Source organism: Meiothermus ruber DSM 1279 (assembly GCF_000024425.1).
In the GTDB taxonomy this organism is placed as follows: Bacteria; Deinococcota; Deinococci; order Deinococcales; family Thermaceae; genus Meiothermus; species Meiothermus ruber.
This window is the reverse complement of the sequence record NC_013946.1, coordinates 1,364,898-1,387,680: the sequence shown is the minus strand read 5'-3', so window position 1 is coordinate 1,387,680 and position 22,783 is coordinate 1,364,898. Positions and strand designations below refer to the sequence as shown.

Genomic DNA, 22,783 nt, shown 5'->3' with positions numbered 1-22,783 from the left:
CGGTTTTCATATGTCCATCGCCGGCAAACTCGGCATCGCCGGCGCAGCCCAGGAAGCCGAGCTGCTGGGGCTTGGCGCCGTCCAGATTTTCGCCAAGAGCCCGCGCAGTTGGAAAACGCGCAACCTCAAACCGGGTGAAGTAGAGGGCTTCAGGGCCCGAAAGGAAAACCTGGGTGGTCTGCCCACAGTCATTCACGCCTCCTACCTGGTAAACCTGGCTGCCGAAGGCGAGCTAGGGCAAAAAAGCGTTTTCAGCCTGGCCGACGATCTGGCCAAAGCCCAGGCGCTGGGGGCCCAGTATGTGGTGGTACACCCAGGCTCGGGATCGGCCCAGACAGCCCGGGCCAACGCCCTCCGGGCGCTCGAGCTGGCCCAGCTAAGTCAAAGCGGGCCCCGCCTGCTTCTGGAGAACACCGCCGGAGGCGGCGAAAAACTGGGGGCTCGCCTGGATACCCTGGCCCAGATGATCGAGGGCACCCGGCTGGGGGTTTGCTTCGATACCTGCCACGCCTTTGCCGCAGGGTATCACCTCGAGGAGGCCCTGGACGGGCTCGAGCGGTTGGTGGGCCTGGAGCGGGTTCCGGTAATTCACCTCAACGACTCGGTGGGCGAGCGGGGCGCCCAGATCGACCACCACGCCAATCTAATGGAGGGCCGGATCGGGCCGGAACTCCGCCGCTTTGCCCTGGATGCCAGGCTGCGCGACAAGGTCTTTATCCTGGAAACCCCCCGTGGTGCACAGGAAGACGCCCACAACCTGCGGGTGCTGAGGGAGTGGCTGGCCCACCCCTAGGAGGCATGGCTGTTACTCGAGGGCCTGCCGAAACCAGCCGAGCACACCCGGCCAGGCTTCGTCGCCGCCGTGCGGCAGGAAAGTGACCTCGCCGGGCTCTTTACGAAACCAGGTGTACTGGCGTTTGGCATAGGCCCGCGTGGCGCGGATGATGGCTTTTCGCGCCTCTTCCAGGCCATACGCACCCCTCAAATAGCCGGCGACCTCCTTGTAGCCGATACCCTGCAGCGCCGTGGGCATCTGGGGGTATGCAGCCAGCAAGCCTTCGACCTCCTGCACCAGGCCTTGTGTAAACATGCCCGCCACCCGTAGCTCCAGGCGGGGCTCGAGCCAGGCCCAGTCAGGCCACAGCACCAGCTTGCGGTAGCGGAAGCGGGGCACGCGCTTAGGAAACCGGGCCGGGGGCAGCCCGGTACGGCGCAGCACCTCCACAGCCCGCACCAAACGACGGGGGTTGCGCTGCACCCGCTGGGCGTCCTCGGGGCTGGCGCGCTCGAGCTCTTGGAGCAGGGGTTCAATCCCCTGCCTTTCGACGAGTTTCCAGAGCTCCGCCTGTACTTCCGAATCGGGCTCGGGCAGCGTATGCATGCCCTCTGAAAGCGCGCGGATGTAATAGCCGGTACCCCCCACCACCAGCGGCACCTGGCCCTGTGCCAGCGTTTCCTGAATGGCCTCTTCGGCCAGGTGAATAAAATCTGTGACGCTAAAGCGCTGGTCTGGCCATACCACGTCGATCAGGTGGTGCTTGACCGCCTCACGCTGGGCCTGGCTGGGCTTGGCCGTGCCGATATCCATCCCCCGGTAGACCATGCTGGCGTCGGCCGAAATCACCGCCAGGGGAAATAGCCTGCCCAGGCGCAAGGCCAGCTCGGTTTTTCCGGTTCCGGTAGGCCCGGTCAGGACTGGAATGATGGGCAGGGCAGCGCAATCCATAGCTCAGTTACCCCAATCGAAGTCATGATATTCTCGAGACCATGACCATTGAACGCTTCGATGCGCTTGAACGCCTGCAAACCATTCGACAGCAGCTCGACGAGCTCTCGCGGCGGTTCGCCTCCAAGGAAGCGCTGGGCGAGTGGGTGCCGGCGGTCGATATAATTGATGAGAACGATCATTTTCGTATTTTGGTGGATGTGCCTGGCGTGAAAAACGAAGACCTCGAGCTCAAGGAAGAGGGGCAGACCATCACCCTGGCCGGAATACGCCACCCCCAGCCAGGAGGGTTCTACCGCCAGGAACGCCCCTCCGGGGCATTTCGCCGCACCCTAACCCTACCCGAGGCCATTGTGCCGGGCAGCGCCCAGGCCTCACTCAAGGGGGGTGTGCTCGAGCTGGTGCTGCAAAAAGCACGTAAAACCCCCCGCAGAGGCAAAAAATAGGAGTCTAAAGAATCTCCTGTACTTCTTTGGTCACCACGGTATGGCACTTGCGGCAGCGCGGCTCGTAGGCCTCGCTGGCGCCGACCAGAATTACCGGGTCGTCGTAGCGGGCCGGTTTGCCATTCACAAAGCGCTGGGTGCGGGTTGCCGGGGCCCCACACACCGGACACACCGCAAAAAGCTTCTCCACATACTCGGCCCGGGCCAGCAATTGGGGCATGATGCCGAACGGCTCACCGCGAAAATCCATATCCAGGCCAGCACAAATTACCCGCACCCCCCTATCCGCCAGTTCCAACACCAGCGCCACCAGGCCCGCATCAAAAAACTGGGCCTCATCCACGGCCACCACGTCGGGCAGCGGGTCGGATAGGTGCGCCCTAAGCTCGGCGGCATCGCGCACAGCGATGGCCTCTGCCCGTCGGCCGTCGTGGCTAAAGACATCGGAGGCGTGGTAGCGGTCATCCAGGCGCGGCTTAAATACCAGCACCCGCTGGCGGGCAATCAGGGCCCGCTTGACACGCCGAATCAGTTCATCCGACTTGCCGGAGAACATCGGCCCAACCACGACTTCTATCCAACCCTGATGATGCGGAAGATGGGGCATGCTCATAACCGGAGCCTAGGATATCCTACCCTTGGCAAGCCCAAAAGCGCTGTGTTTTTATCGGTAAGGTGAATCGTTGTCACCGAGCGGGCCGATTTACCCAAAAATCAATCGGGCAGGTAGAACCCCGTCCACCTGCCCTTTCATGCAAGCAATTAGCGTTTCGAGGCGGCCTTTTTGCCGTAGGTTCCTCCGAACTTCTTCTGGAATTTCTCAACCCGGCCCTCGGTATCCACAAAGCGCTGCTGGCCCGTCCAGAAGGGGTGGTTACCGCTCCAGACTTCCACGTGAATCTCGGGCTTGGTGCTGTAGGTTTGCATGACCACCTCACCGTTGCAGATGATCTTGCAGGGAACCAGCTTGGGGTGAATTTTCTCTTTCATAGTCTCTCCTGGGCACGGATTTTGCCGTGCTGTCAACTTGCTAAATATAGCAGGTCTAGGCGGGAAGGGCAAGCTAGTATAAAATCGCGCACACCATGATGCGAGGAGTTCGTGGCGCCATCACAGTTGAAGAGGATAGCCGGGAAGCCATCCTGAGCGCTACCCGCGAGCTGTTGCAAAAGATGCTCGAGGTCAACCAGATCACCGATTTCGATAGCATTGGGGCCATGTTTTTCACGCTAACCGACGACCTGCGGGCCGCTTTTCCAGCCGAGGCCGCGCGGCAGTTGGGCATGCAGATGGTTCCGCTCATCAACTCCCGCGAGATTCCAGTGCCGGGCGCGCTACCCAGGGTTATACGGGTGATGATGCTATGGAACACCGATCTGCCGCAAAAACAGGTCAAGCACGTATACCTGCGTGAGGCGGTGCGCCTGCGCCCCGACCTCGAGAGCGCGCAGTAAGGGTAGGCACTAGCGCACTTTTGCGCCCGGAGGCAGGTCTTGCTCGGGCGTGATCACCACAATTCGGCCCTGGGCGTCTTCCCCGGCCAGAATCATGCCCTGCGACTCCACCCCACGCAGCACCGCGGGTTTGAGGTTCGCTACCAGCACCAGCTTTTTACCCACCAGGCTTTCGGGGGTGTAGTACTGGGCAATGCCCGAGACCACCTGCCGGGTGTGGTCGCCCACGTTGAGGGTCAGGATCAGCAGTTTGTCGGCCTTGGGGTGCTTTTCGGCTTTGAGCACCTCGGCCACCCGGAAGTCCACCTTGGCAAAATCGTCTATGCCGATCAGACCGTTGCTCGGCTGGGGCTCGGTTTTGGCCTGTGCGCTCTCGGTTTTGGCCTCGAGCTTGGGGAAGAGAATGGGGGCCTCCTCGGGTATGCGCGTGCCTGCCGGGGAAAGCCCCCAGGTCTCGGTCTGCTCGAGGGTGTAGTCGCCAAGCCCTAAAGCCGCCCGCAGCTCCTTGGCCTTGGTTGGCAGGGCCGGCTCCAGAAGCACGCTGGCAATCCGCAGGCCTTCCACCGCGGTGTAAAGGGCGTCTTCAAGCTCTTTTTGCCGGCCAGGATCACGGGCCAGCTCCCAGGGTTTTACATCGTTGATGAACTTGTTCAGGCCCCGAACGTACTGCAGCACCTCCTCCAAAGCCAGGTGAATCCGCAGGGCATCCACCTCCTTGCGCACCTTCCCGGCCAGGGCAACCCCGGCGCGCGCCACCTCGGAATCCGGCGAGGAAGGGGCAGGAATGATACCACCGCAGTACTTGAGCAGCATGGTGCGCACCCTCGAGAGCAGGTTGCCAAGGTCGTTGGCCAGATCGGAATTCAGGCGTTGCGCCACAACCTCTTCGCCAAAGGGGCTATCCGACCCCAGGGTGGTATCGCGCAGTAGGGCATAGTGCAGCGCGTCCACACCGTACTTGTCCAGCAAGGCCAGGGGGTCTACCGCGTTCCCCAGGCTCTTACCCATCTTTCGACCATCCATGGCCAGGATGTGCCCGTGCACCACCAGGCGCTTATAGATGGGCAGGCCCGCGCTCTTGAGCATGGTGGGCCAGAAGATGGCGTGGGGTTTGAGGATGTCTTTGCCAATCACATGCCAGGCGTGGGGCCAGAATTTCTCAAAAAGGCCCCGGCTGGCCAGCGAGGAGGCGTAGGCCAGCAGGGCATCGAACCACACGTAGGTGACGTGGTTCTCGTCCCAGGGAATGGGAATGCCCCAGGGCACGCGGTCTTTGGGGCGCGAGATGGAAAGGTCGCCAATCGGCTCTTTGAGCATCTCCAGCACCTCGTTGCGGTAGGCCTGGGGCTGGATCAGGTCGGGGTGTTCAGACAGGTATTCGATCAGCCAGGGCCGGTATTTCTCCATGCGGAAGAAGTAGTTGGCCTCCTTGCGCAGAATGGGCGGCTCCGAATCGCCCGGTAGAACACCATTGACCAGCTCTTTTTCAGTTACAAAGCGCTCCGAGCCCACCGAGTAGAGCCCCTCGTACTCGGCGTAGTAGATGTCGCCGGCCTCATAAACCTTGCGCAGGATTTCCTGTACGTAGCGTTTGTGGCGCTCCGAGGTGGTGCGGATGTAGTCGTCGTAGCTAATGAGCAGGCGCCTGTAGGCTGGCTGGAATAGCTGCTCGGAAACATAGTCCACAAAAGCCTGGGGCTCCTGGCCGGCATTTTTGGCCGCTCGAGCGATCTTTTCTCCGTGTTCATCAGTGCCGGTCACAAAGTTGGTTTCGTAGCCATCCAGGCGGTGAAACCGGGCCAGAAAATCGCAGATGATTTTCTCGTACACATGCCCGATATGGGGGGCCGCGTTGGCGTAGTCAATTGCGGCGGTCTCGTAGAAAACTTTGCTCACAGGTAACTCCTTGGTGCTTGGTGTTTCGGTTTTATTGAGTTTGCTAAAAAAAGGGGCGCAAACGCGCCCCGCCGATAGCCTCACCGCTGCTATCGTCGGGTTTTTCGCATCATTCGGGTAAACCAGTAGCCTACCACGAGCCTATTTTATACCAGGTCTGGCCCGGCCGTCACCGCCACCCTACTGGGGTGGGGTGCCCAGGTACTCCAGGCCCTCTGGCCCGGCCACGATTGCCAGCGTAGCCAGCCCGATGAATAAGCCGCTCTCCACCACGCCGGGAATGCGCTTGAGTTCGACCTCGAGGTCTCCAGGCTTCGGAATTGGCCCGAAGTCGATATCTGCGATTAGGTTGCCTCCGTCGCTATAGAAGAATTCTTCTCCGTTCATGCGCAAGGTGGCCTTCCCCATTCGCCCCAAGGCCTGCAGGGTGGCACGGTAGCCAAAGCGCACAATCTCCACCGGAACCACCCCCCGCCCCAGTTGGCCCACCTTTTTGCTATGGTCGGCGATCACGATGAACTGCCTGGCGTTGGCCTCGACAATTTTCTCGCGCAGCAGGGCCCCGCCCAACCCCTTGATGAGGGAGAGATCGGGGGCGATTTCGTCGGCGCCATCAATAGCCAGGTCAACACCCCGGGCCTCGAGCTCCACCAGAGGAATCCCCTGGCTCTGGGCCAGCCGGGCCGTGGCCTCCGAAGTAGGCACCGCCACCACATCCGAAAGCTCGCCCTCGCGCAACCGGCGGCCTAGCTCCAAAACCGCATACCGGGCGGTGGAGCCCGTACCAAGCCCCACCACCATCCCCGAACGCACGAACTTGACGGCCTCGAGGGCCGCTTGCTGTTTGAAGTTCTCTTGGTCGTTCATAGAAGGAGCCCCAACCCTGGGCCTCCCCTAGCTTACCGAATTGCCACCAACCTTCTGCTGCTGGAGCTCCAGCAGGGCCTCCGCGACCTCGAGGGCGTGCTCATCGGGCTTCACTTTATTCCACACCCGGGCCACCCGGCCCGCCGGGTCGATCAGGTAGGTGTAACGCATCACCCCTTCGTAGGCCTTGCCGTACAGGGTCTTGCTACCCCAGGCCCCATAAGCGCGAATGACCTCTTTGTCGGGGTTGGACAGGAGCGGGAAATTCAGGCCATACTTGCCGTGAAACCTGCCGTGGCTTTGCACATCGTCGGCGGAGACCCCCAGCACCACCGCCCCCAGCTCTTCCAGGCGGCCTTTTTCGTCTCGAAAGCTACAGGCTTCCTTGGTACAGCCGGGCGTATCGTCCTTGGGGTAGAAGTAAAGCACCACCCAGCGGCCGCGGTAGTCCTCGAGGGTGTGCAGCTTGCCTTCCTGGTCGGGTAGGGTGAAGTTTGGAGCGGAGTCACCAACGTTCAGCATAGCAGCCGGATAATACCCCAGGCCTCTACAGGGCAATGTTCTCTACGCTGCAGGGCCTGGTTTCCGTAGCCGCCTAGAAACCGCATCGGTCGCTCGCTTAACCCACTTTGTAGCCGAATTTGCGCAGAATGTCCTTGCGCCACTGCATGTCTTCCTCGGCCTCGACCCCCAGCGGCTTATAGCCATCTAAAACCCCCAGAATCCCGCGCTGATCATCCTGCTCGGCCACAATCACCGCGAGCGGGTTGGCGGTTGCAGCAAAAATCCGCACCACTTCTGGGCAGGCCTTCACAGCGTGCAGCACATTGATGGGAAAGTAGCCTTCGCCCAGCACGATCAGGAATGAGTGGCCGGCCCCAATGGCCTGGGCGTTTTTGACCGCCAGCTCCACCAGCTCGTCGGAGGTGCCCGTTTTGCGTATCAGTCGCTTACCCGAAGCCTCGCAGAAAGCCAGGCCAAACCGAATGCCCGGCACCGCTGTAACCAGGGCCTCGTGGAGATCCTCCACCGTCTTGATGAAGTGGCTCATGCCCAGGATAACATTCAGGTTTTCGGGTTTTTCCACCCTGACGATTTGCAGTTCCATACCCTATTTAGGCACATGGAACTTCACCAGGTCAACCGTGGCCCCGTCGGGGGTGGCATAGCGCACAACCCCCACACCTGGCACAAAGTAAATCTCCATAACCTGGCTACCGCCCGCGCTGGTAACGGTTGAGGTGCGAATCACGTAGGCGTTGAAACGGCCTGCCGGCACGCTGACGCCCTCGATACGCAAAACCTTCCCCAGCAAGGCCACACTCTGTCCGCCAAAGCTGCTACGCCCCCCCCATTCCTGTCCAAGCACCAGGGGTGGGGCCGGGTATAGCAGCAGGGGTGGACTGTAGCGCTGCACAGCCTGCCCTACCAATAAACCCTCGAGCAGCACACCGCTGTCTGTGTAGCGAAGCAGATCGGCGCTCACCGGCTGTTTGGCCAGCCGCCGCTCAAACACCAGCAGGCCATTTTGCTCGCGGGTAAACACCTGCTCCATACCTGTGGAATACGTCCAGGAATAGCCCACCCCACTGGGATAATACGCCGTTGGTGCGGCCAGCGCGCACACCAGCAACAGCCCCAAGATCGCAAAGCGCTTCATCGGCTTAATGCTACGCCTTTTTTAGGGAAACCGGGGTGCGATGCGCACCCTCCCCATCCAGCGTTCGAGACCATAGCCTTCCTTCGTATCTATTCGTCCTTCCCCAGTTCGTGCCCGCGCAGGGTAGCGGCCTCCACTGCCTCCATCAAGGCTGCGCGAACACCGCGGGCCTCGAGGGCAGCCAGGCCGTGGATGGTGGTACCCCCGGGGCTGCTGACCTCGTCCTTGAGCACCGCAGGGTGTTTTCTGCGCAGCAGCTCGCCGGTGGCAATCAGAACATCGGCCGCAAGCCGCAGGGCCTGGGCCCGTGGGATGCCTTGTTTGACGCCCCCATCGGCCAGGGCCTCCGCCACCACGGCCACATACGCCGGCGCCGAGGCCGACATGCCCGTAAAGGCGTCGAAGAGCCGTTCGGGCAGGTCGTAGACATCCCCGACGGTAGCGAACAGGGCCCGCGCAAACTGCAGGTCACCCGCCTCCTCGGCCTCGCGGGGGCCGGTAACGGCTGTGGAGCTCTTGCCAATGGTAGCCGCCAGGTTGGGCATACAGCGCACCACCCGCCGGGTGCCCAGCCGGCGGGAGAGCACCGCAGTGGACACCCCGGCCATGATGGAGATATAGCCCACGTTGGGATGGGCAATCTGGGGGGCCAGGCCGGCCAGGTCTTTGGGTTGCACACTCAGCAGTATTCGTTCGCAGCGTCGCAAGTCCTCCAGATGGAGGGGCCTGGCGCCAGTCTCCTGCGCCACTGCCTGGGTGCGCTCTGGGGTGTCGAGGATGCCGATCTCGCCAGGCTCGAGCATCTCGGCCCGCAGCAGACCTTCTAAAATGCTCTTACCCATCTTGCCTACACCCACGATAGCCAATTTCATGGCCCCAAGTTTAGCAGCAAGCCAGCGGGCCCAACAGGGGAATCGCCCATGGCGCCTGGTGTGTTGCTATACTCCGGTGGTGCTGGTGCTCGCGATTGATACCGCCACGCCCTACCTGGTGCTGGGACTCCCCCACGCCGAACGCGCCATACGCTTAGAGCGCCGCCACGCCGAGGTGCTGTGGCCGGAGCTCGAGGCCTTCTTGCAGCAAACCGGGGTAAGCCTCAAGGAGTTGACCGGGATAGCGGTCGGGCGCGGGCCCGGCTCGTACACCGGGCTGCGGGTGGGCATTGCGGCCGGTCTGGGCCTGGCCCGGGGACTGGGCATTCCCGTGGCGGGCGTGGAGACGCTGGAAGCCGTGGCCCTGCGCCACCAGGGGCCGGTCACCGTGGTTCAGCGCACCCGCAACGCGCTTTGCTATGCCGCTTGTTATGTTGTTGAGGGGGCGCAGGTTCAGGTCGTACAGCCCCCCCACCGGGCCCGGTTCGGCGAGCTGGCGCCCACCGGTCTGATGACGATCGACGAGCCCCCTTCGGGCCAGGCCCTCGCTGCCCTGGGCCTGGCCGCGCTAAAGGCCCGACCCGGGCGGGTTGAGCCGCTTTACCTATGAACCTCGAGGCCTACCACACCCTGCTTAAAACCCCCGTTCCAGGAGGCTTCCTCTACACCAAACCGGGCGCGCGTGGAAGCCAGGATCCCGCCTATACGCTCCTGGCCGAGGTGCTTGAGCCCCACGGTCAGTCCGCCCTCGACCTCAACCCCGGCATTGGGTTGGTGACCCACGCCCTGCGCCAGCAGGGCCTGCGCGTGCAGGCCATCGAGACCTCGAGGGCCTCCCTGCGCTGCCTGGAAGCCAGTTTTGGTTCGTCGGTTCGGGTAACCCGGGGCCTGCCCTGGGCCACCGAACCCGACTCAGCCGATCTCGTAGCCCTGGTGCTGCCGGCCCACCGGGGTACCCGCTTCGTGGAGCTAGCCCTGTTGGGAGCGGCTCGAGCCCTGCGCACTGGGGGCCGGCTGTGGATTGCCGGCAGCAAAGATAAAGGCTTCGCGCACTACTTCAAGCTCGCCCAGGCCTGGGTGGGCTACGGCCTGCTGGTGCGGCGCGAAGGAGCCTGGCGCGTCGCCGTGCTGGAAAAAGAAAAGCCCGCACCCAGCCTGCCCGAGGTCTGGCAGTCTTTCGACTGGGCGTTCATGGGCAAGACCCTATCCTTTTCTTATCTGCCCGGCGTTTTCTCAGGCGGCCACTTGGATCCCGGTAGCGCCATGCTCCTGCGCGAGCTTCCCCAAGACCTGGGCCACGTGCTGGACATCGGCGGGGGTTATGGCGCACTGAGCCGTCCACTGCTGGGCCGGGCCCAGGGCCTCACCCTGCTGGAAGACGACTGGATCAGCGTGCTGTGCGCCCAGAAGAACCTGGGCGAGGCGGCCACCGTGCTACACTCCGATGTGGACGAGGCCTTGACAGAAGACCAGACCTTTACTACCATTATCACGAACCCCCCGTTTCACGTGGGGGGGCTTGTCGTGTTAGAAACCGCCATCGCATTTATTGAAGCCGCCCACGCCCGCCTAGAGAGGGGCGGGAAATTTTATCTTGTGGCCAACCGCTTTCTTCCTTATGAGCCCCTGCTGGAGGCGCGTTTTGCCACCGTGCGCACCCTGGCAGTAAACACTCACAAGGTGTTGGTGGCCTATAAGTAACCGGGCCTTAACGGGAGGTGAAGAGCTTGAGCAAGAGCAAAAATGCCACAAGCAGCAAAGGAAAAACCCCGGCCAATGGTGCCCCCCGCCCATCCCAGGCAAAGGGCGGCTCTAAGAAAACAGCCGCCCAGCAGCCTCGAGCCTCCAAGCCATCCACTAGCAAAGGCTCAGGCAGCCCAAGCCCGGAGCAGGCCGCAGCTCCAAGCAAGCCCACCTCCAAGCAAGCCGGCCCCACCAGCAGCCCTTTGAGCAAAACCCTTGCCGCAACCACCAACCGCGCTATGTCCAAAAAACCCAGTCGCAAACCAACCGAAGCCACCGAACAACCCGAGACCAGCAAAGCCGTTCGCAAGAGCAAAAAGGCCAGTCTCGTCGAACCAGCCCCGAAGTCCGTGGGCAAAAAAACGGCCGCTTCCAAACCCAAGTCCGGCAGCCCGAAAAGCGCCAAGGGTACGGTCGTCGCAGAGCCAGAAGAAGATATCCTGGATGAGGAGCTGGTCGCTGACATGGACGAGCTCGAGCCCCCCGATCTCGAAGAAGATCTGGAGGTCGGGCCTGACCTGGACGAGATAGCCCCACCCCCCCGCAAGGGGGGCGGGCTGGCCCCAGCCGCGCTTTCCGACGAAGATCTCACGGAGGAGTTGCTCGAGGCCGACCTCGAGGACATCGAGATGCTGGAGCCGGACTTCGAGCTGGGCACCCTGCCCATCGATGAGGCCGAGGAGGAAATCGAGGAAGACCTGCCCCTCCCCCGCATCTCCACCTCCGACCCGGTAAGGCAATACCTACACGAGATCGGGCAGGTGCCCCTGCTGACCCTGGAAGAAGAGATCGACCTGGCCCGCCGGGTCGAGGAGGGCGTCGCAGCCGCCCAACGCCTGGCCGAGGAAACCGGTTTAGACGCCGAGCTCATCCGCCATGTCCTGCGCAGCCAGGTACAGGGCAGCAGCCGCGTGGCCAGCATTCCCGGCACCGATCTGCGCATCGACCCCGAAACCATCGCAGCGGTGGACGCCCGACTGCGGGCCCTGCCCCGCGAGGTCAAGCGCTACTTGCACATCGCACGCGACGGCGAGATTTGCCGCCAGCACCTGATCGAGGCCAACCTGCGGCTGGTGGTTAGCATCGCCAAAAAGTACACCGGGCGCGGCCTTAGCTTCCTGGATCTCATCCAGGAAGGCAACCAGGGCCTGATCCGGGCGGTGGAGAAGTTCGAGTTCAAGCGCCGCTTTAAGTTTTCCACCTACGCCACCTGGTGGATTCGCCAGGCCATCAACCGGGCCATCGCCGACCAGGCCCGCACCATTCGCATCCCGGTGCACATGGTGGAGACCATCAACAAACTCACCCGCACCGCCCGTCAAATGCAGCAGGAGCTGGGCCGCGAACCCTCCTACGAGGAGATCGCCGACGCCATGGGACCCGGCTGGGACGCCAAGAAGGTAGAAGAAACCTTCAAGATCGCCCAGGAGCCGGTGAGCCTGGAAACCCCCATCGGCGACGAGAAGGACAGCTTCTACGGCGACTTCATCCCCGACGAGCACATGGCCTCGCCGGTGGACTCTGCTGCCCAGAGCATGCTTTCGGAGGAGCTGGAAAAAGCCCTGGGCAAGCTCTCCGAGCGCGAGGCCATGGTGCTCAAGCTGCGTAAGGGCCTGATTGACGGGCGGGAACACACCTTAGAAGAGGTGGGCGCCTACTTCGGGGTGACCCGCGAGCGCATCCGCCAGATCGAGAACAAGGCCCTGCGCAAGCTCAAGTACCACGAGTCGCGCACCCGCAAGCTACGGGACTTCCTGGACTGAAGCGGGAGCCCAGAAACCACCGAACACCCGGCCGCGCGGTCGGGTGTTTCTACTGCAATCAGACCCTCGCTGAGCACCAACACCAGCGCTTCATGGTCGGTGAGCCCAGCTCAAGATTGTCCAGCGAGCTTGCTACCTGAATCTGAACCATGATATGGGTGCGTTGTTGGGCAGCTCTCACATTTCTGTTTTAGTCTACGAGCTCGAGGTGACGAGTGAAACACTATCTGCTCGCCGGAATCGCAATGCTGGGTCTCTTGGGTGGGTGCTCGAGCCCGCCCCAAGCCAAACTTCAAGCCTCTATCGGAACCTACAACGCCACCGGCGTCGGGCGGTCGTATCTGCTGGTGCTGCGGCCCCAACAACAGCCCAACAGCATTACGGTGAACGTCAGCGGGCCGGGTGGCTACAGCGAGAGCATTACCCTGCAAAGCGCCTCCTCCCGCACCCCCTCAGGGGTGTGGTGGCAGGTGGGCTGGAACCCCAGCCCCAGCCTGAGCAGCGGCACCTATACCTTCTCGGCGCTCATAGACGGACAGACCGAGCTGGTCCCGGTGGAGGTAGACGCCAGCAGCACCCTGGCCCAGCCCACCGTCAGCATCGGGAACAACCCCACCACCCGTTCGGTTACGGCTTCCTGGAACCCGGTACCAGGCGCAGGTGCCTTCCTGGTGCGGCTGGTCAACCGCACCACCGGTAGCGTGGTGGCCAGCACACGGGTCACCTCGCTCAGCACCACCTTCAGCAGCCTGAGCCTCAACACCAGCGACCAGTACGCGGTGGAGGTGTACGCCGCCAGCAGCAACATCGCCAACGATCCGCCGCTGGTTTCAGGCCAGTTCAATATGTCGCTGGGCGAGAGCGCCAATTTTACTGTTAGCGCCCCATAGGGCTTTCGCGCCCGCACCCCGCAGGGGCCCAACCGGTATGCTGTAGGTATGCAAGACCTGGCCGCACAGGTGCAAACCTACCTGCAGATCTACGACCCCCTGGGCCTGGGCGAGCTGGCCCCCCCGGAGCAACTCTATGGGCCGGTGGTGGCCGAGATCGTAGAGCAGCTTGCGCTCGTACGCTCTGCGGAAGAGGCCGCCCAGGCCATCCACCGCGTGCTGTACCTGGCCTACGGCAACCAGGCCGGCTCCGTGCGCAACTACGCTGAGCTGGGCCGGGATCTGTTCAGGCTTTTCCAGCAGGACGCCTGAGCCCGGCATGGTGGGCAAAACCCTAGACCCTTCATCCTCCAGCCGGTACCCTAAGACCCATGACCGCTGAAGAGCGTTTAGCCCAACTACCCCCCAAGCTGCAAAGCGTGGTAAAAACCCTCGGCAGCGCACCGAAAGTCATCAAGACCGAGATGCTGCTGGAGTTCGCCAAGAAGATGCCCCCTTTACCCGAGGGCATGCAGGGCAAGCTCGAGCAGGTGCACGAGTGCACCACGCCCTTTTTCGTGCACGCCGAGCTCGAGAACAACCAGGTGCACCTGTTTTTCGACGCCCCCAAAGAAGCCCCCACCGTACGGGCCTTCGCCGGACTGCTGGCCGAAGGGCTGGAGGGCGAAAGCCCCGAGGCGGTGCTGGGCGTACCGGAGGACTTCTATACCCTGGCCAGGCTGGAAGAGATCATCACCCCCCTGCGGCTCAGGGGCTTGCAGGCCGTGCTGGCCCGCATCAAGCGCCAGGTGCGCGAGGCGCAGGGGTAAAAATCAGGGTTTGGGCGCGCGCTGGTTGGCCTTGTGCCGCTTGCGAGGAGACGGGCGCCTGGTGCTGACTGGCGCAGCCCCTGTGAACTGCTTCAGGTAGCTGCTACGGCCGTAGCTTTGCCGGCCCACGCGCACCACCTGGGCACCCTCGAGCTCAAAGGCTATGCGCAAAACCACCTGCAAAAGCCTGGGGCTGGGCGAGTCTTCCAGCAGCAGCACCCCGTTGGCGAGCTGCCCCCAGCAGACCTCCTCGCGGCTCCAGAACTGCCACAGACCCAGCTCTTCTTCGGCGAAGACCTCGAGGCCTGCCTGCCGCACCCGGTAGCGGTAGGGGTGGGGCCGAAAAAACTCATGGGCATACTGCCGGTACAGCGCCTCTTCCAGCGCCAGCAGATCGGCGCGCAGCCGCAGGCGGGCGCGGTCGGTTTGGTGGGGTTCGTATAAGCGCTCGAGCAGGGCCATGCGCAGGGCCTCGAGATCCTGCGCTTCCTCGGAAGGCTCTTCTTCCAGGGCCACCTCGCCATAGGGGTCGAGCCGCAAGGCCGGTTTGCCCAACAGGGCGGCCTCGGCCTCGGCGTAGGTGGGGTATTCCACCAGCACCCCGTCCTCCAGGCCCCAGAAACGGGTGGCCACCTTTTTGACCAGCTCCCGGTCGTGGGAGACGAACAGCAAGGTGCCGGGGTAGTCGGCCAGGGCCCGCTCGAGGGCCTCCAGCAGCTCGAGTTCGATGTGGTTGGTGGGCTCGTCCATCACCAAGAGGCCGGCCCGGGCCCGCTCACCCCCGGAAAAGCCGCGGGGGGGATCGTTCCAGTGGGGGGGCCTGAAGCCCATCCGGCCCAGCAGGGCCGCTGCGCGGGCTTCGCCAAAGCGGGCGGCGAACTGGGCGAAGAGGGGCAGGTCGGGCTCGAGGCCGTGGTAGTGCTGGTCGAGGTAGGCCGTGCTCACCCCGTAGCCCTGGGTACGCTCGCCGGCATCGGGCAGCTCCCTGGACAGAAGCAGGCGCAGCAGGGTGGTCTTGCCCACCCCGTTGGGGCCCAGGAGGGCAATCCGGTCACCCCGGAAGATGCGCAGGGTGGCCTGGCGGATTACTTTCCGCACGGCCTGCTCCGTGCCATAGGCTTTTTCCAGGTTTTTGGCCTCGAGCACCAGCCGGGGTGTTCCTTCAGCGGCAATTTCCAGGCTCCAGCGACGCTCTGGGGGAGGCGGGTCGGGCACCTGGATGCGCTCGGCCCGGGTTTGCAGCCGGGCTTTCTCGCTCTTGCGGCGATCCAGACCCGGCCGCCTGCGGTCGGGCAGGGCCTGCGTCAGCCGCTCACGCTCCTTGAGCGCTTCCAGGCGGGCTTTTTCCAGGGTTCGGCGGATGCGCTCGCGTTCTTGCAGATACGTTGCGTAGCCGCCCGGTACGCGAAACAACCGGCCGGCCTCCAGGTGATAGACCGTGGTAGCCACCCGGCGTACCAGCACGCGGTCGTGGGAAATCAGGCCCACCGCCCCAGGGTAGGCCAGCAGCAGCTCTTCCAGCCGCAGGCGCATCCGCAGATCGAGGTGGGTGGTGGGCTCGTCCAGAAGCAGCACCTCTGCCCCGGAAAGGAAGGCCATCGCCAGGCCCAGCCGCACCCCCTCGCCCCCCGAAAGCTTTTCGACGGGCTGTTCCCACAACGCACCCAGACCAAAGCCGGCCAGGGTGCGGGCGACCTGGCCTTTCCAGAACGACAGCTCACGGATGCGCGACCACACCTCGCCCGCGTTTTCAGGGGGGGTGTTGCGCAGCTCGAGTTCCGCCCGGTGCAAAGGGGTGACGGCATAAGCCAGCTCATAGACGGTGCCCCCAGCCGGGCGGAAATCCTGCGGCAGGTAGAAAACCCGCACACCGGCTGGGCGCACCAGGCGGCCCTGGTCGAGGGGCTTTTCCCCGCAAAGCACCCGAAACAGGGTGCTTTTGCCGGCCCCGTTGGGCCCCATCAGGGCTGCCCGCTCCCCGGCCTCGATCCAGAAATCGGCCTGCCTGAACAAAACCCGCTCACCGAAGGCTTTTTCGGCTTGGTGCAGGCGCAGCAGGACTCGAGGCTGCCTCACAGCCCCTCAAGCCTAGCCTGGGCTCAACGAAACGTCAAAGCAAGCCCGGCCCAGAAGCGGCGCGGCGTTTCTTGAAAAGCGCAGCCGGCGTAACCTGAGCATAAAACCCCAGCAACCCGCGTAAATAATGGCGGGCTTCACGCTGGGTAAACCGCGCGCATTGTAAGGTGTAGGCATGGAAGTGCACCTGCGCCCGCTAACCATGAGCGACCTACCCCGCGTGCTCGAGTGGAGCCAGGATGAGGCCTTCTGCCTGGCCAACGGCTGGCCGGTGGGGCTCCCGGCCGAGCAGTTGCAGGACTGGTTCGTGAGGTTGCTCAACAACCCCCCGGCCGACCTGGTGCGCAAAGGCATCGTGATCACCACCCCAGAACAGCCCGAGGGTTACCTGGTGGGGTTCGTGGATCTGCGTGAGGTTAATCTGCTGGAGAAGCGGGCCCGCTTGCGCATCGCCATCGGCGACGAGAGCCACCGGGGGCAGGGGGTGGGGTACGCCGCGGGCCTGCAGATGCTCGAGCACGCCTTCAGGGAGCTGGGCCTGGAACGCATCACCGCCGAGGTGCACAGCTCCAACAACCGGATGCTGGGTCTTTTGGAGAAGCTGGGCTTCAAGCGTGAAGGGGTTTTGCGCCAGCACGAGACCCGGCAGGGCATCAAGGAAGACGTTCATCTGTTCGGCATGCTGCGCGAGGAGTTTGAGTCTGCTAGTAGCACACTCCGGCTCGAGACCTCTTCCCCGCAAGCCTAAACAGCCCCAGAGCGGCCCTGGCCCTCGAGCAAACCGGCTTCCAGCTCCTCGAGCAGGGCGTAGAGTTGCTCGAGCTTGCGCTGGCCCAGAATGCGCTCAATCTCGGCGTACACCCCCACCACCTCGGGCTTGATCTCTTCCACCAGGGCCTGCGCGGCCTCGGTCAGGCGCACCCGAATGCTGCGGCCATCGGCCTGGTTGGCATAGCGGCGCACCAGGCCCCGCTGCTCCATGCGCCGCAGGATGCCGGTCATGCTGGGCAAAAGAATCCGGCACTGCTCGGCCAGCAGGGATATCTCCAGCCCCTCGTGCCCATCCAGCGCCCGCAATATGCGCCACTGTTGCTCAGTCAGGCCATGCCTCGAGAGCACCACCCTGAACCGCTGCACCACCGCCTCGCGGGTGCGCAGCAGGGCCATGGGCAGCGAGTGGGTGAGGTCGCGGAGCAACCGGCTGGAGGGGTCTTGGGAAGCAGTGGACATCGGGGGTTCCTTGAATCGGGACAATTGTACCCTGGCTTGCAAAGCAGGACGCGGTTTTACTTAATATATTAAGTATCACAACCGCCTGTTTATAACCTGGCTCACATATGGCAAAGGAGCGCAATGGTCGAGTTCAAAGGCAGCATCGTACCTCTGGTCACACCGTTTAAGAACGGTGCCATAGATGAAGGCGCGCTCGAACGGCTCATCGAGCGGCAGATTGAAGCAGGCTCCCACGCCCTGAGCGTGGGCGGCACCACCGGCGAGCCCGGTACGCTAAGCGTAGAGGAGCGCAAGTACCTGATTGAGCTGGCTTTGCGCTTCATTCGGGGACGCGTGCCCCTGCTGGCCGGAACCGGAACCCTGCGGCTCGACGAGACCCTGGAGATCACCCAGGCCGCCTACAAGATGGGGGCGCAGGGGGCGCTGGTCATCACCCCTTACTACATCAAGCCCAACCAGGAGGGGCTCTACCGGTTTTTCGGCCAGGTGGCCCAGGCCGTGCCGGAGATGCCCATCGTGCTCTACAACATTCCGGGCCGGGCTGGGGTCGAGATTAAGGTCGAGACGGTGGCCCGTCTGCGGCGGGACTTCAAAAACGTGGTGGGTCTCAAGCACTCCTCCAAGGACGTGGAGTACGTCTCGGAGCTGCTGCGCAGGGTGGGGCGGGACTTTAGCGTGTACTGCGGCCTCGAGGCCCTTACCTTCCCCATGATGTGCGTGGGGGCGGTGGGCACCATCGCCGCCACGGCCAACTGGCTGCCCAAGGAGACCGCCCAGATGTGCCAGCTCACCCTGGAGGGCCGCTTCAAGGAGGCGCTCGAGCTGCACTACTTTGGCCTCGAGGCCAACGACGCGGTCTTCTGGGACACCAACCCCATCCCCCTCAAAACCGTGCTGTCCTGGATGGGCCTGTGCGAAAAGGAATGGCGCGAACCCCTGGGCCCCACCACCCCCGAGGTCGAGGCCCGGCTGCGCCGCATGGCCGAGTCCTACGGCCTGATCGCTCCGGAGCAAAAAGGCCGTGAAGTGCTGCCCGATCCCTCGGGCAGGCAGTACGTGTGAGCCTTGCTGTGGTGATTTATGAAACGCGCGCGCTTTATCTCCAAAGGCCGCACCCTGGAAGGGTACCTCCAGGACGGGATGCTGCTCGACCATGCCGGTGAGGCCCACCACCCCGATGCGGTGCAGTGGTTGCTCCCGGTTGAGCCCGGCAAGGTGATCGCCCTGGCCCTGAACTTTGCCGAACACGCCGACGAGTTTGGCCTCAAGCGCCCCAGCGAGCCGGCTTTGTTCTGGAAGCCCAACACCAGCCTGCTGCCTCACAAGGGCACGGTCATCTACCCCCGGGGGGCCCGGTTCATGCACTTCGAGTGCGAGCTGGCGGTGATTATGGGACGCCACGCCCGCCGGGTCAAGGCCAAGGACGCCCTGGACTACGTGGGGGGCTACACCATCGCCAACGACCTGGTGGTGCGCGATTACGTGACCAACACCTTCCGCCCGCCCATCCGGGGCAAGGGCTGGGACACCTTCGGCCCGCTGGGGCCCTTCTACGTCACCGCCGACGAGATTGCCGACCCCCACAACCTGCGGATGCGGGCCTACGTCAACAACGAGCTGCGCCAGGAGGCCACCACCCAGGGCATGATTTTCTCTATACCGGAGATTATCGAGTTCATCAGCCGCTTCATGACCCTGGAGCCGGGCGACGTACTCCTGACCGGCACGCCCAAGGGCATCTCCCAGGTGCACCCCGGCGACCTCATGCGCATGGAGATTGAAGGGCTGGGGGCGCTGGAAAACCCCATCGAGTGGGAGACTGAGGAGGCCGAGCCGATTATTTCGCAGGAAGGGGACAGATCGGTGGTGCTATGAAGGTATCGGAGAAAACCCAGGCCATCCGCCCTGAGTTCATCGCGCAGGTGCGGAACAAAATTGCCACCCACACCGTAACGCACTTCATCAACGGGGCCTTTGTGCCGGGGGTGCGGGGCGAGCTGTTCGAGAGCCTCGACCCCTCCAACAACCAGGTGCTGGCCTACGCCTACAGGGGCCACGCCGAGGACGTGGACAAAGCCGCCAAAGCCGCCAAGGCAGCGTTTCCCCGGTGGAAACAGAGCGCCAAAACCCGCAAGAGATACCTGCTCAAGATTGCCGAGGTGCTGGAGAAGCACGGCGACGAGCTAGCGGTGATGGAGTGCCTGGACGCCGGGCAGGCCCTGCGGATCGTGCGGGCCCAGGTGGCGCGGGCCGCCGAGAACTTTAGCTTTTACGCCGAGTACGCCGAGCGGGCCATGGACGGGCGCAGCTACCCGGTGGACAGCGAGTGGCTCAACTACAGCATTCGCGTACCGGTCGGGGTCTGCGGCATCATCACCCCCTGGAACGCCCCCATGATGCTCTCCACCTGGCGCATTGCCCCGGCCCTGGCTTTCGGCAACACGGTGGTCTTGAAACCCGCCGAGTGGTCGCCCCTGACCGCCTGGAAGCTGGCGGAGATCATGCAGGAAGCCGACCTGCCGCCGGGGGTCTTCAATGTGGTGCAGGGCTTCGGCGAGGAGGCCGGCGACGCGGTGGTGCGCCATCCGGACATCCCCCTAATCGCCTTCACCGGGGAGACCACCACCGGCAGCCTCATCACCCGCAACAGCGCGGAGCACCTCAAGCGGCTCTCCCTCGAGCTCGGCGGGAAATCCCCCGCCATCATCTTCGAGGACGCCGACCTCGAGCGGGCCCTGGATGCTACCATCTTCCAGATTTATAGCTTCAACGGCGAGCGCTGCACCGCCAACTCACGGGCGCTGGTGCAGGAAAGCATCTTTGAAGAGTTCGTGCAACGGGTGGCCGAACGGGCTGCCCGGATCAAGGTGGGGCATCCCCTCGAGCCCGACACCGAGGTGGGCCCCCTGATCCACCCCGAGCACCTGCAGCGCGTGCTGGGCTACGTGGAAATTGGCAAACAGGAGTCCCAGCACATCTTCGGCGGTGAGCGGGTGGGCACCGAGGGCAACTATGTGCGGCCCGGCCTGTTTGTGGCCGAAAACCACCACCGCATCGCCCAGGAGGAGATTTTTGGCCCCATCCTGACCGTCATCCCCTTCAAGGACGAGGCCGACGCCCTGCAAAAGGCCAACGACTCCAAGTACGGCCTGGCCTCCTACGTCTGGACGCGGGACGTAGCCCGGGCGCACCGCATGGCCCTGCACCTGGAGGCCGGTATGACCTGGATCAACTCGCACAACGTGCGGCACCTGCCCACCCCCTTTGGCGGGGTCAAGATGAGCGGCACCCACCGCGAGGGCGGCGAGCACAGCCTGGAGTTCTACACCGAGCTGAAGCACATCGCCCTGCCGCTCACCGAGCACGCAATTCCGAAGTTTGGGAAGTGAAGGAGGCACCCATGGCACGCAGCGGCAAGGAGTATCTACAAGCCCTCAGAGAGAACCCGCCCAACCTCTGGTACAAGGGCCAAAAGGTTGAAGACCCCACCACCCACCCGGTCTTCAAGGGCATCACCCACGCCCTGGCCGAGCTGTACGACATGCAGCACGACCCGCGCTACCGCGATATTTTGACCTACGAAGAGGGCGGTAAACGCTACGCTATGAGCCTGCTACCGGCCCGCAGTAAAGAAGACCTGGCCCGGCGCAGCGCGGCCTACAAGCTCTGGGCCGATGCCAACCTGGGCATGATGGGGCGCTGCCCGGACTACCTGAATGCGGTGCTGATGGCTTTTGAGCAGAGCGCCGAGTTTTTTGGGGCCTATGCCGACAACGTGCGCCGCTACGTGCAGTACGTGCGCGAAAACGACCTCGCCACCACCCACTGCCTTACCAACCCCCAGGTCAACCGGGCCAAGAGCAACCTCGAGCAGCCCGACCCCTACATCCCCCTGGGGGTGGTGAGCGAAAATGAGAAGGGCATCGTGGTGCGGGGGGCCCGGATGCTCTCCACCCTGCCCACCGCCGATGAGCTGCTGGTCTTCCCTTCCACCCTGCTCAAGGAAGGGCCGGGGGCCGACAAATACGCGGTGGCCTTCGCCATCCCCACCAACACCCCAGGGCTGCACTTCATCAGCCGCGAAAGCATGGCCGTGGGAGACTCGAGCTTCGACCACCCTTTGAGCAGCCGGCTGGAAGAGATGGACTGCCTCACGGTCTTCGACGATGTGTTTGTGCCGTGGGAGCGGGTCTTCATCTACAAAGACCTGCAGCGCTGCAACACCGCCTACGCCGAGACCGGGGCCCTGATGCACATGGCCCACCAGGTGGTGGTGCTCAAAAACGCCAAGACCGAGGCCTTTTTGGGACTGGTTTCCCTGCTGGGCGAGACCATCGGGGCCGACACCTTCCCCCACGTGCAGGAAAAAATCGCCGAAATAATCGTGTATCTAGAGGCCATGAAGGGTTTCTGGGCCCGGGCCGAGCGCGACGCCCAGCCCAACAAGTACGGTCTGGTCTGCCCCGACCGGGGGGCCCTGGATGGGGCGCGCAACCTGTACCCCCGGCTCTATCCCCGCATCAACGAGATCGTCCAGCAGATAGCGGCCTCGGGCCTGATCACCCTACCCTCCGAACACGACTTCAACTCCCCCCTGGCCCCTTACCTGGAAAAGTTCCTGCAATCGGCCACCCTGCCAGCCAGAGAGCGCGTGCAGCTCTTCCGCCTGGCCTGGGACATGACCATTAGCGGCTTTGGCGCACGCCAGACCCTCTACGAGCGCTTCTTCTTCGGCGACCCGGTGCGCATGTACCAGACCCTCTACGCGGTCTACGACAAGGAGCCCTACAAGGAGCGCATCCGGCAGTATCTGGGCTGGAAAACCCAGGCCCAGCCGGAGGTGGTGGCCAGCGACTAGCCCCAGAAACCTTATGGAAACCACCCAGCCCACCCTGCAAGACCAGCTCCGCCAGGTCATGCGCCACTGGCCCAGCGGGGTCACGGTGATCGCCGCCCGCTTTAAGGGGGAGGCTCGAGGCATGACCGCCAGCAGCTTTACCAGCGTGAGCCTGGAGCCGCCTTTAATCTTGGTCTGCATCAACCAGACAGCCCAGCTCTGGCCGATTCTGGAGCGCGCGGGGCAGTTTTCCGTGAACCTCCTGCCCGAGGGGCACGAACACATCTCCGACCACTTTGCCGGACGCCCCATCGAGGGCTACGAGCCCCTTACCACCGAAGACCCCCCGGCCCTCGAGGGGGCCCTGGCCACGCTCTTCTGCCGAACCTGGGCGGTCTATCCGGGGGGCACCCACAGGATTGTGGTGGGGCAGGTGGAACGCGTGAGACTTAGCAGCGGGACGCGTCCCTTGCTCTACTGGAACCGGGGCTACCGGCAACTGCCCTGAAGC

The 22,783-nt window shown here is 63.6% G+C and carries 26 protein-coding genes; 15 read left to right on the top strand and 11 right to left on the bottom strand.

Translation table 11 applies throughout. The features are described 5' to 3' along the window. The first annotated feature begins 10 nt into the window (after window positions 1-10). The gene (locus MRUB_RS06875; protein ID WP_174320989.1) at window positions 11-793 is read left to right on the top strand and encodes a deoxyribonuclease IV; all 783 of its coding nucleotides are present in this window, start codon (window positions 11-13) and stop codon (window positions 791-793) included. A gap of 12 nt (window positions 794-805) precedes the next feature. Here the strand turns inward: MRUB_RS06875 and miaA are convergent, their stop codons facing one another. Then, entirely contained in the window at window positions 806-1,711 is a 906-nt protein-coding gene (miaA, locus tag MRUB_RS06870; RefSeq protein WP_169306026.1) for a tRNA (adenosine(37)-N6)-dimethylallyltransferase MiaA, read from the bottom strand. Between the two features lie 56 nt (window positions 1,712-1,767). On the opposite strand from miaA, the gene MRUB_RS06865 reads away from it, so the two are divergent. Beyond that, complete coding sequence (locus MRUB_RS06865) at window positions 1,768-2,172, top strand: Hsp20/alpha crystallin family protein (protein WP_013013635.1); 405 nt, start codon at window positions 1,768-1,770, stop codon at window positions 2,170-2,172. Window positions 2,173-2,176: 4 nt separating this feature from the next. On the opposite strand, the gene MRUB_RS06860 is transcribed toward MRUB_RS06865, so the two are convergent. Both MRUB_RS06860 and rpmE read right to left on the bottom strand, forming a co-directional pair. Next, complete coding sequence (locus MRUB_RS06860; RefSeq protein WP_013013634.1) at window positions 2,177-2,779, bottom strand: thymidine kinase; 603 nt, start codon at window positions 2,777-2,779, stop codon at window positions 2,177-2,179. A gap of 155 nt (window positions 2,780-2,934) precedes the next feature. Then, window positions 2,935-3,162 carry a 50S ribosomal protein L31 gene (gene rpmE, locus MRUB_RS06855; RefSeq protein ID WP_013013633.1) on the bottom strand — a complete coding sequence of 76 codons (228 nt, stop codon included), beginning with the start codon at window positions 3,160-3,162 and terminating at the stop codon, window positions 2,935-2,937. Between the two features lie 95 nt (window positions 3,163-3,257). Between rpmE and aroH the strand changes: the two genes are divergently transcribed. After that, window positions 3,258-3,626 carry a chorismate mutase gene (aroH, locus tag MRUB_RS06850; RefSeq protein ID WP_013013632.1) on the top strand — a complete coding sequence of 123 codons (369 nt, stop codon included), beginning with the start codon at window positions 3,258-3,260 and terminating at the stop codon, window positions 3,624-3,626. Window positions 3,627-3,635: 9 nt separating this feature from the next. Here aroH and metG read toward each other — a convergent pair whose 3' ends face one another. The 6 genes from metG to proC all read right to left on the bottom strand — a co-directional run bounded on the left by metG (window position 3,636) and on the right by proC (window position 8,921). Then, complete coding sequence (gene metG / locus MRUB_RS06845; protein ID WP_013013631.1) at window positions 3,636-5,522, bottom strand: methionine--tRNA ligase; 1,887 nt, start codon at window positions 5,520-5,522, stop codon at window positions 3,636-3,638. Between the two features lie 180 nt (window positions 5,523-5,702). Continuing rightward, window positions 5,703-6,389: a ribose-5-phosphate isomerase RpiA gene (gene rpiA / locus MRUB_RS06840; protein WP_013013630.1), complete on the bottom strand. Its 687-nt coding sequence runs from the start codon at window positions 6,387-6,389 to the stop codon at window positions 5,703-5,705. A 27-nt stretch (window positions 6,390-6,416) separates the two neighbouring features. After that, entirely contained in the window at window positions 6,417-6,911 is a 495-nt protein-coding gene (gene bcp, locus MRUB_RS06835) for a thioredoxin-dependent thiol peroxidase (RefSeq protein WP_013013629.1), read from the bottom strand. A gap of 97 nt (window positions 6,912-7,008) precedes the next feature. Further along, entirely contained in the window at window positions 7,009-7,497 is a 489-nt protein-coding gene (locus MRUB_RS06830) for an adenosine diphosphatase (RefSeq protein ID WP_013013628.1), read from the bottom strand. Between the two features lie 3 nt (window positions 7,498-7,500). Next, window positions 7,501-8,049, bottom strand: coding sequence for a hypothetical protein (locus MRUB_RS06825; protein WP_013013627.1), 549 nt, complete (start codon window positions 8,047-8,049; stop codon window positions 7,501-7,503). A gap of 89 nt (window positions 8,050-8,138) precedes the next feature. Then, on the bottom strand, window positions 8,139-8,921 hold the full coding sequence (gene proC / locus MRUB_RS06820) for a pyrroline-5-carboxylate reductase (protein ID WP_013013626.1): 783 nt from the start codon (window positions 8,919-8,921) through the stop codon (window positions 8,139-8,141). A 79-nt stretch (window positions 8,922-9,000) separates the two neighbouring features. On the opposite strand from proC, the gene tsaB reads away from it, so the two are divergent. The 6 genes from tsaB to MRUB_RS06790 all read left to right on the top strand — a co-directional run bounded on the left by tsaB (window position 9,001) and on the right by MRUB_RS06790 (window position 14,126). Then, window positions 9,001-9,531 (top strand): tRNA (adenosine(37)-N6)-threonylcarbamoyltransferase complex dimerization subunit type 1 TsaB, encoded by a 531-nt coding sequence (gene tsaB, locus MRUB_RS06815; protein WP_235438183.1) that lies wholly within the window; start codon window positions 9,001-9,003, stop codon window positions 9,529-9,531. Continuing rightward, entirely contained in the window at window positions 9,528-10,622 is a 1,095-nt protein-coding gene (locus tag MRUB_RS06810) for a methyltransferase (protein WP_013013624.1), read from the top strand. The genes tsaB and MRUB_RS06810 overlap by 4 nt, the downstream gene beginning before the upstream one ends. 281 nt (window positions 10,623-10,903) lie before the next feature. Continuing rightward, window positions 10,904-12,427, top strand: a complete 1,524-nt coding sequence (rpoD, locus tag MRUB_RS06805; RefSeq protein ID WP_013013623.1) for an RNA polymerase sigma factor RpoD — start codon at window positions 10,904-10,906, stop codon at window positions 12,425-12,427. A 215-nt stretch (window positions 12,428-12,642) separates the two neighbouring features. Continuing rightward, on the top strand, window positions 12,643-13,317 hold the full coding sequence (locus MRUB_RS06800) for a hypothetical protein (RefSeq protein WP_235438182.1): 675 nt from the start codon (window positions 12,643-12,645) through the stop codon (window positions 13,315-13,317). Window positions 13,318-13,365: 48 nt separating this feature from the next. Next, entirely contained in the window at window positions 13,366-13,629 is a 264-nt protein-coding gene (locus tag MRUB_RS06795) for a hypothetical protein (protein WP_013013621.1), read from the top strand. Between the two features lie 59 nt (window positions 13,630-13,688). Continuing rightward, window positions 13,689-14,126 (top strand): SufE family protein, encoded by a 438-nt coding sequence (locus MRUB_RS06790; RefSeq protein ID WP_013013620.1) that lies wholly within the window; start codon window positions 13,689-13,691, stop codon window positions 14,124-14,126. Between the two features lie 3 nt (window positions 14,127-14,129). On the opposite strand, the gene MRUB_RS06785 is transcribed toward MRUB_RS06790, so the two are convergent. Further along, window positions 14,130-16,202, bottom strand: a complete 2,073-nt coding sequence (locus MRUB_RS06785; protein WP_013013619.1) for an ABC-F family ATP-binding cassette domain-containing protein — start codon at window positions 16,200-16,202, stop codon at window positions 14,130-14,132. A gap of 175 nt (window positions 16,203-16,377) precedes the next feature. On the opposite strand from MRUB_RS06785, the gene MRUB_RS06780 reads away from it, so the two are divergent. Then, a complete protein-coding gene (locus MRUB_RS06780; protein ID WP_013013618.1) occupies window positions 16,378-16,950 on the top strand; it encodes a GNAT family N-acetyltransferase in 573 nt (190 codons plus the stop codon). On the opposite strand, the gene hpaR is transcribed toward MRUB_RS06780, so the two are convergent. After that, window positions 16,947-17,432 carry a homoprotocatechuate degradation operon regulator HpaR gene (hpaR, locus tag MRUB_RS06775; protein WP_013013617.1) on the bottom strand — a complete coding sequence of 162 codons (486 nt, stop codon included), beginning with the start codon at window positions 17,430-17,432 and terminating at the stop codon, window positions 16,947-16,949. The genes MRUB_RS06780 and hpaR overlap by 4 nt on opposite strands. 123 nt (window positions 17,433-17,555) lie before the next feature. Between hpaR and hpaI the strand changes: the two genes are divergently transcribed. From hpaI to hpaC, 5 genes are read left to right on the top strand one after another with little or no spacing between them, the layout of a single operon-like run. Then, entirely contained in the window at window positions 17,556-18,497 is a 942-nt protein-coding gene (gene hpaI, locus MRUB_RS06770; protein ID WP_013013616.1) for a 2,4-dihydroxyhept-2-ene-1,7-dioic acid aldolase, read from the top strand. Between the two features lie 18 nt (window positions 18,498-18,515). Continuing rightward, window positions 18,516-19,310 (top strand): fumarylacetoacetate hydrolase family protein, encoded by a 795-nt coding sequence (locus MRUB_RS06765; protein WP_013013615.1) that lies wholly within the window; start codon window positions 18,516-18,518, stop codon window positions 19,308-19,310. Next, window positions 19,307-20,824, top strand: coding sequence for a 5-carboxymethyl-2-hydroxymuconate semialdehyde dehydrogenase (hpaE, locus tag MRUB_RS06760; protein WP_013013614.1), 1,518 nt, complete (start codon window positions 19,307-19,309; stop codon window positions 20,822-20,824). Before MRUB_RS06765 ends, hpaE begins: the two co-directional genes overlap by 4 nt. 11 nt (window positions 20,825-20,835) lie before the next feature. After that, the gene (gene hpaB / locus MRUB_RS06755; RefSeq protein ID WP_013013613.1) at window positions 20,836-22,293 is read left to right on the top strand and encodes a 4-hydroxyphenylacetate 3-monooxygenase, oxygenase component; all 1,458 of its coding nucleotides are present in this window, start codon (window positions 20,836-20,838) and stop codon (window positions 22,291-22,293) included. Between the two features lie 34 nt (window positions 22,294-22,327). Further along, window positions 22,328-22,780 carry a 4-hydroxyphenylacetate 3-monooxygenase reductase subunit gene (gene hpaC / locus MRUB_RS06750; RefSeq protein WP_174320990.1) on the top strand — a complete coding sequence of 151 codons (453 nt, stop codon included), beginning with the start codon at window positions 22,328-22,330 and terminating at the stop codon, window positions 22,778-22,780. Window positions 22,781-22,783 lie beyond the last annotated feature (3 nt).